The organism is Dolichospermum circinale AWQC131C (genome assembly GCF_000426905.1).
In the GTDB taxonomy this organism is placed as follows: Bacteria; Cyanobacteriota; Cyanobacteriia; order Cyanobacteriales; family Nostocaceae; genus Dolichospermum; species Dolichospermum circinale.
In genome coordinates this window covers 168747-175901 of the sequence record NZ_KE384612.1, presented here as the reverse complement: position 1 = coordinate 175901, position 7155 = coordinate 168747, and the positions used below count along the sequence as shown (strand labels likewise).

The following is a 7155-nucleotide window of genomic DNA, read 5'->3' as shown; positions in this document are numbered from 1 at the left end:
GGAATTATTATCCTGTTTAGCGATCGCTCCTTTCCTTTATCATACCCTAATTCAGCAATGCCACTTAATTCTATAGGTCGTGTTACAACTTACAAGTCTCAACGCGAGAGAAGATCAACATATATACCAATATATACATATACTTTTTATTATACATACGAGGAAAGTTTCCGAACTGCACCTTTTGTGTCTTGTTATCAAAAGTAATATCTTGGTAGTAGAACCATTGTCCTCCCCTTCTCCAACCTACCTTGTCCCCAAAAGCTTCCCAAATTTTCTTGTCGTAGTTTCTCGTTCCACCCAAACCTTGATAAATCTTTCTTTGAACAGAAAACCCAAATTTACCATTACTGTATTTTACCCATAACTGGTCAATAATGCGAAGGTCTTCACAGGAAAAATTATCAATACTACTAGTGTTCAGCCAACCTTGCTGTTCCCGCTGCGCAACTGCTAATATTACTCGTAAAGTTTCCTTGTCTGCTTCCTGCCACTTCCTGGCCGCGAGTAAGTCACGCAGTTTTCTATAGTCCATTCCAGAGGATGATTTTAATTTTAGCTCTTTATTTACAGATTGAGGAGTAGAATTTTGACGAGTGAAAATTTGTCTCACCTTAGATAGGAAAGAAGAATAACTTTTCCCTTTAGGTCTAGAGATACTTTGCTGCTGTCTTTGCTGTACCGGAACGGGAGGATAATAAACCGGTGGTGGTGTGGGAATATCCGCAACGGGTTTAACCAAAACTGGTGTGGGAATATTCGCAACAGGTTCAACCCAACGTGGTGTGGGAATATTCGCAACAGGTTCAACCGACAAACCTAACAACTCCCGAAACTCCCGCACAGTTTGAGGACGGTTTATGGATTCTAACTCCATTCCCTTAATAATAGCAGCATTTACCCGATCGCTAATCTGTTGATTATATTTTTTCGGCGGTGGTAAAAGTACATCATATTCAGCGCGATAATTAGAAGGAATAGGAACTCTGGTAGTTAGCAAGGTATACAAAGTTGCAGCTAGAGCATAAACATCTGTATAATAACCAAAATGTCCGTGACGTTGATATTGTTCTATAGGTGCATAACCTTCCGTTTTCACCTCTGTCATGCTTCTGATCTTACCAGGTTTAAATTCCCGCGCTAACCCAAAATCAATTAAAACTGCTTCATTGCTTTTGGGTCGCAACAAAATATTACTCGGTTTAATATCCCTGTGTAAAAGTCCCCGTTCATGAATACATTCTAAAGCTTGTCCAATTTGGTCAATATAGCGCAAAGCTTCCGTTTCTGACAACCACCCATTTTCACTGAGATAAGCTCGTAAATTGTACCCATTAATATGTTCCATGACAATAGCCCAAAGTCCATCTTCGACAAAATTGTCGTAAACTCTGACAACATGGGGATGATAGCATTTTGATAGGTCTAATGCTTCCTTACGGAACTTCTTTTGTCTTTTTGCAAAATCTGGTTTTTCCTGTTGTTGACGGTTGAGAGTTTTAATTACAACCAACCTGTTTTCCTCCGTGTCTAGTGCTAAATAGGTTTCACCAAAGCCACCAGCGCCGATGACCTTTTTAATGATATACTGTCCATTCTGTAGTGGTGTGTTAGGTATCCAAGCTTGCATAATATCAGAATCAGGATGTCTAGGACTAAAGTATCTGTAAGATTTAAGAGAGTGTTTGCAAAGTCTAAATTTATACTTTTAAAGCAGATAAGAAAGATGCTTTCAATAGGCTAGGTTATGCAAAGGAATACACAGACTCAACTTATCTATTTAGATTAGAAAGCCTTGATTTTACCTTATTCCACGTAGGTAGATGGAGTTAGTTTATACAGTAGCTTTCACCCACGGACATAGACAAGTATGATGATATTCACCAATAGCCTGCATGGCCTAGCCATCAATTTTTAAAACATCCTCATCAGGTGTATATAATGAATTTGTATCATCCTCATCTTAACTTCTCTCTGTGTTCCTTAAACACCCCTGGGTGAGAAAAACCTATTCCTCCTTGAGAAACTCCAAATATCCCTGACTCAGTTCCTCCACAGATAAATCATAAAATAGTTTACCATGTTCAGTCGTTGCTAAATCTGGATTTGAACCCATACGACCATCTGAATAACGAGAACGAAAATCAATAGCACCATAAATGTTATGTCCACCAGCAACTTCTGGAGAAAGAAATGCTTTTTTAATTACTTCTGGATAAACATATTTAGTAACAGCTACTTCACTAGGAGTAGCATGAGAACCTTCTTGATCACCATACAATTCTTTGGCGAGTTTGTAAACCGAACCAGCCATAAACCAATTAGCAATTTGACATTTAACTTTGGCAAAATTGGGAATTTGTAGGTCTTCTAAATGAGCATAAGTTTCAGAAAAAGCAGCTTTGAGAGTCGCAATATTTCCCCCATGTCCATTAATAAAATAAAACTTGGTAAAACCAGCTTTGACTAAACAGGTTAAATAATCTTTAACTACTAAGATTAAAGTGCTTGGACGTAAACTAATTGTTCCCGGAAAAGCTGTATGATGTAAAGCCATTCCCACATTAATTGTCGGCCCAACCATTGCTTGAGTTGCTTCCCCTACACCCTTTGATATAGATTCTGCACAAATTGCGTCTGTACCAATTAGTCCTGTTGGTCCATGTTGTTCTGTTGAACCAATGGGTAAAATAATCCCTGAAGACTTTTGTAAATAAGTTTCAACTTCCGGCCAAGTGCTTAAATGTAAGAGCATTTTTTATTAAAAATTAAGCAGTTTACAACTAAATCATTGAAATCATTATCATTCCCAGAATCCCCACTTCTGAAATATATTCATATTATAATTATCTTTACTAATTAATTATAATATCAAACATAATCTAAAAAAAGAAGTCGGGGATCTCATTTGTAAATTAACCAACAATTTCCCACCAGCCAAAACCAGGTCCAATAAATCTGATTGTGATCCAGACAACAACCATAGTACCAATACCTATCCATGCACCACGAGTAGTGATAGCTACAAATTGTGAAGCTTGAGTTTTAGTAATGGGAACCCAAGGTAATATTCTTGCAGTATTTTGTCCGTATTCTTCCCCTAGTGAATTTTTACGGCGTTTTGCTTCACCCATAATTTTATCCTTGACTTTCTTGACAAGTTCAATTTAGATTTTAATAGAAATCAGTTATTAGTTGATGATTGTCGCCATTAATTAACTAGAATCATCTTCATTATTGGTGGAAAATAAACTAGGATCAAGGTAGTTTAAACGTGCTAAGGGACTCAAAGAAGAGAGAATTTGCGCTCCATAACTGCGGTTAACAACACGAGTATCTAATAAAGCTACAATACCTTGATTCTCGCGTACAGGTGCGATCGCTCTTTGTAATTCATTCATGGCTTTTGGTAACAGATATAAACGAAACCAGTCTTGATGCGATCGCTTGTAATGAGCTACCCTACCGGCTACCAAGGGATTTTCTAAAGATGGTAAGGGTAAAGTGGCAATAATTAATAATCTGGGCGCTGGTAAAACACTTTGATTTTCACGCCAAAATTCCCAACCGCTAATCAAAATCCCATTTTCATCTAAACAAGTCTTTTCCACCAGCACCCGTGAACCAAATTCCGAGGCCAGAATTGCCCCTACCCTAGCCTTTAGTGGCACGTCTCCTATCAATATTACCGTCATTCCTGGGGCTGTGGCACTCAAACATACTAAAGTACGAACTTGATGAATTAAAGCTCCTTGAAATTCCGGTGTATTTGGTAAAGGCAACTTATAAGGAACATAAAGTTGAATTGCTTCTCCTTGACTATCAGCAGCAAACTTTAAACAGGTAACATCTTCTAAACCCAAACGTTGACGAAAAAGGGGTGCTTCCGTTTCTGGTTCTAAAGCACTACCAATGAATACTACAGGTTGACGCTGCCAAATTGGTGCGATGATTTTACTTAATTCTATAGGAGCATAATATAAAGAAAATAACCCTTGACGACGAGCAATAGTCGCCCAGAACAGGGGAAAGTCAGAGGTAGAACCGAGGCAAGAATCTTGTAAATTAGGGATTTTTTGCCAGAAATTCCGCCAAGGTTCAGGAAGATGATTTGGCTCTAAAGATAAGTATAAACCTTGTAAAATTTCGATTTCTGACTGAGAAATTAGATAACAGTGATAGGGATTTTCCGGGTGCTGAAATAATTGATGTGTCAGTTGTACCTTAGCTTCCCGAATTAACTCAACTTGATATGGATAAGCGAGCATTAACTGATCCCAATCCTGGGGTTGAATAGTTTCAGTTAACTGAAAACGCACCCAATCTTCTAAATCGTCAACACCATCAATAATTGTGGGAATATGAGCAGGAAAGGGATTGTTATGAGCCAATTGTCCCTTCAACCAAGCAGCGGGGGAAATCAATAGCAAACCCTGAAAATCGGGACTTGGCCAAGTGTCACCAGTTCTAATGGATTTATTCGCTGGTAGCCACTGCTGGAGTCGGGGAATTTCTACCTTTAACAACCGTTGCTGTACGGTTTCCGAGGTGACAATAATTACAGAACCATGCCACATTAAAGCAGAGGCGATAAAACTGGTGCGATATCGGCCTTGGTGTCCACAACCCGCCCCAACTTGAATTAAAGCGCTGCGTCCCAAACGCAAAGCGCGTGCTACCAACCTAGCCATGGTTAAATGATGAGGCCAAGAAGGGAAACCCGCCTGCGATCGCAGGAAGTTATGTAATGATAAATGAACTTCTGCTTCAATCACGCGCTTTATATTCCATAACAAGTGTTTTTTTGAAACTACCTCATGAACATGATCAAGAGTCAAGAGGGAATAGAAATTCCGAACCACGGACAACGGACAACCCACAACCCACAACCAACTTATTATCTAAATTATGCCAACTTATACAGGAATTTCCAGTGCAGCCTTCAGACATCCATTAGATACCCAAGCAGAACAAGCTTTACGCAGTTTACCGGGCTTTGACTTAATCGCTCGTAAATTTGTAGAATTTGTCTATGAACGCCCTCAACTTGTTTATTTAATGGGTAACTCCATACAAGTCGGACCCCGGCAATATTCTAGTATTTACCAGATTTTCCGGGAATGTGTCCGGGATTTGGACATTAGCAGTGAACCGACATTATTTATTGCCCAAGATGCTCAAGTCAATAGTTACGCACTAGGACAAGACAACCCATATATAGTCGTTAACACTGGGTTACTAGAGTTACTCAATGAGTCGGAACTGCGGACGGTGTTGGCTCATGAACTAGGCCATATTAAATGCGGTCATACTATTTTAATCCAAATGGCGATGTGGGCGATGAATGCCGCTTCTGTCCTGGGTGAATTAACCTTGGGTTTAGGTAATTTTGTCAGTCAAGCCTTGATTTATGCCTTTTTTGAGTGGCGACGCAAAGCTGAGTTATCGGCTGATAGAGCGGCTTTATTGGTCATGGATGATTTAAATCCAGTCATGTCATCTATGATGAAACTTTCTGGAGGTAGTAATAAATATGCCCATGAATGTAGTTTACAGGAATTTATTCAGCAGTCAGAAAAATATCAAGCACTAGATGATGACGGGCTGAATCAAGTATATAAGTTTTTAATCTACAATGGCGCTCAGGGAATGATGTTAAGTCATCCTTTTCCGGTGGAACGCTTGCACTATTTACGCAGTTGGGCGGTATCAGAAGAATACCAGGAAATTAAAAGGGGTAATTATCAGCGTTCTCCTGTTGGTGCAGTTGATGTGACACCGGCAAAATCTGATAATGAAGTGGAAAAGTTACGAAAGGAAATTGAAAGGTTACAAGAGGAAATTAACAAAGTCAAAAAATAAATGACAAAACCCCTGATTTCTTGTAGAAGTCAGGGTCTAAATTAATAAAGCGGGTTCTAATTGCTGAGAATGAATAAATTTTAATTTTTCTGCCGTTATTTAAGGTTATTTTAACAATAAAATTTTTTCTTATTCTAGTATATTTGCTCCTTAATGTACTAAAATGTCTGTATTTTGCATTGCTTACTTGATAAAGCCATTTTACACAGGGAGTAGAAATTGTATTATGTCCACAGATGATAAAAACGATTTTATTAAAAATTGGGCGATCGCTGGAACTATATTTTTGTTTTTCATAGCTGTTGCTGTTACAGTTTATTTCATCTCAATGATTTTAACTACTGACAAAGAAGATTTATTAAGAAACAAATATGAATATATTGTTGAAAGTCTTAAAATATTAGGTTTATTCATTAGTGGAGGGGCAGTAATTGTTAATGTTTACTTTGCAGGTAGACGTGCAGAGGCTATGGAAGAGACTGCAAAGGCTACAAATAGAAATGCAGACGCAGCAAATAAAAATGCAGAAGCCGCAAATAAAAATGCAGAAGCCGCAAATAAAAATGCAGAAGCCGCAAATCAAAAACAAATTACAGAAAGGTTTTCTAAAGCTATTGAACAGCTTGGGAGTGATAAACCTGAAATTATATTAGGTGGAATTTATACTTTAGAACGAATTGCGAGAGATTCCGAACCAGACCAATGGACAATTATGGAAGTTCTGACAGCTTTTGTCCGTCAGAATGCACCTATTATAAAAGAAAATGAGTCACAATCTCCAGAAGATCAGGAAAAATTCCTAAAACTTAGAATTTCTATTCAAGCGTGTTTAACTGTGATTGTAGAACGTAAACACCCAGATTTAAAAAATAAACGTCTTGATTTAACTAAAGTTAATATTAGTGGATTCAACCTCGTAGGATTCAAACTCAAAGGATTCAAACTCACAGGAGCCAACCTCACAGGAGCCAACCTCACAGGAGCCAACCTCATAGAAGCCGACCTCATAGAAGCCGACCTCTCAGGAGCCGACCTCATAGAAGCCGACCTCTCAGGAGCCTACCTCACAGGAGCCAACCTCACAGGAGCCGACCTCACAGGAGCTACAATGCCAGATGGGTCAATTCATGATTAAGAGGAATAAAATTACTGAAATCTCAGACTAAAAATGCCATAATAGAGACTCAAACCTTTATACTACTACTGGCGTTGTTGATCATGACTAAAGTATATTGTAGTTAATAGCAGACTTGATGATACAGGGGTTTCCGCTTTTATGAGGTACATCTTAAT

6 protein-coding genes are annotated in these 7155 nt (G+C 38.5%); 2 read left to right on the top strand and 4 right to left on the bottom strand.

What is annotated here, in order from left to right; genetic code table 11:
* Window positions 1-82 precede the first annotated feature (82 nt).
* The 4 genes from ACIR131C_RS26785 to ACIR131C_RS0111760 all read right to left on the bottom strand — a co-directional run bounded on the left by ACIR131C_RS26785 (window position 83) and on the right by ACIR131C_RS0111760 (window position 4775).
* Window positions 83-1630, bottom strand: coding sequence for a serine/threonine-protein kinase (locus tag ACIR131C_RS26785; RefSeq protein ID WP_028090353.1), 1548 nt, complete (start codon window positions 1628-1630; stop codon window positions 83-85).
* A 378-nt stretch (window positions 1631-2008) separates the two neighbouring features.
* Entirely contained in the window at window positions 2009-2755 is a 747-nt protein-coding gene (locus ACIR131C_RS0111770; RefSeq protein WP_028090352.1) for a creatininase family protein, read from the bottom strand.
* Between the two features lie 160 nt (window positions 2756-2915).
* Window positions 2916-3134 (bottom strand): DUF2839 domain-containing protein, encoded by a 219-nt coding sequence (locus ACIR131C_RS0111765; protein WP_028085204.1) that lies wholly within the window; start codon window positions 3132-3134, stop codon window positions 2916-2918.
* Window positions 3135-3215: 81 nt separating this feature from the next.
* Entirely contained in the window at window positions 3216-4775 is a 1560-nt protein-coding gene (locus tag ACIR131C_RS0111760) for a helicase C-terminal domain-containing protein (RefSeq protein WP_028090351.1), read from the bottom strand.
* A 133-nt stretch (window positions 4776-4908) separates the two neighbouring features.
* On the opposite strand from ACIR131C_RS0111760, the gene ACIR131C_RS0111755 reads away from it, so the two are divergent.
* A complete protein-coding gene (locus ACIR131C_RS0111755) occupies window positions 4909-5862 on the top strand; it encodes a M48 family metallopeptidase (RefSeq protein WP_028090350.1) in 954 nt (317 codons plus the stop codon).
* 226 nt (window positions 5863-6088) lie between these two features.
* The gene (locus ACIR131C_RS27105; protein ID WP_051347549.1) at window positions 6089-6997 is read left to right on the top strand and encodes a pentapeptide repeat-containing protein; all 909 of its coding nucleotides are present in this window, start codon (window positions 6089-6091) and stop codon (window positions 6995-6997) included.
* Window positions 6998-7155 lie beyond the last annotated feature (158 nt).

Bases quoted from the DNA above. Each gene is read 5' to 3' on its own strand.
- ACIR131C_RS0111770 (WP_028090352.1), bottom strand. From the start codon at position 2,755: ATGCTCTTACATTTAAGCACTTGGCCGGAAGTTGAAACTTATTTACAA.
- ACIR131C_RS0111765 (WP_028085204.1), bottom strand. From the start codon at position 3,134: ATGGGTGAAGCAAAACGCCGTAAAAATTCACTAGGGGAAGAATACGGA.
- ACIR131C_RS27105 (WP_051347549.1), top strand. From the start codon at position 6,089: ATGTCCACAGATGATAAAAACGATTTTATTAAAAATTGGGCGATCGCT.
- ACIR131C_RS0111755 (WP_028090350.1), top strand. From the start codon at position 4,909: ATGCCAACTTATACAGGAATTTCCAGTGCAGCCTTCAGACATCCATTA.
- ACIR131C_RS26785 (WP_028090353.1), bottom strand. From the start codon at position 1,630: ATGCAAGCTTGGATACCTAACACACCACTACAGAATGGACAGTATATC.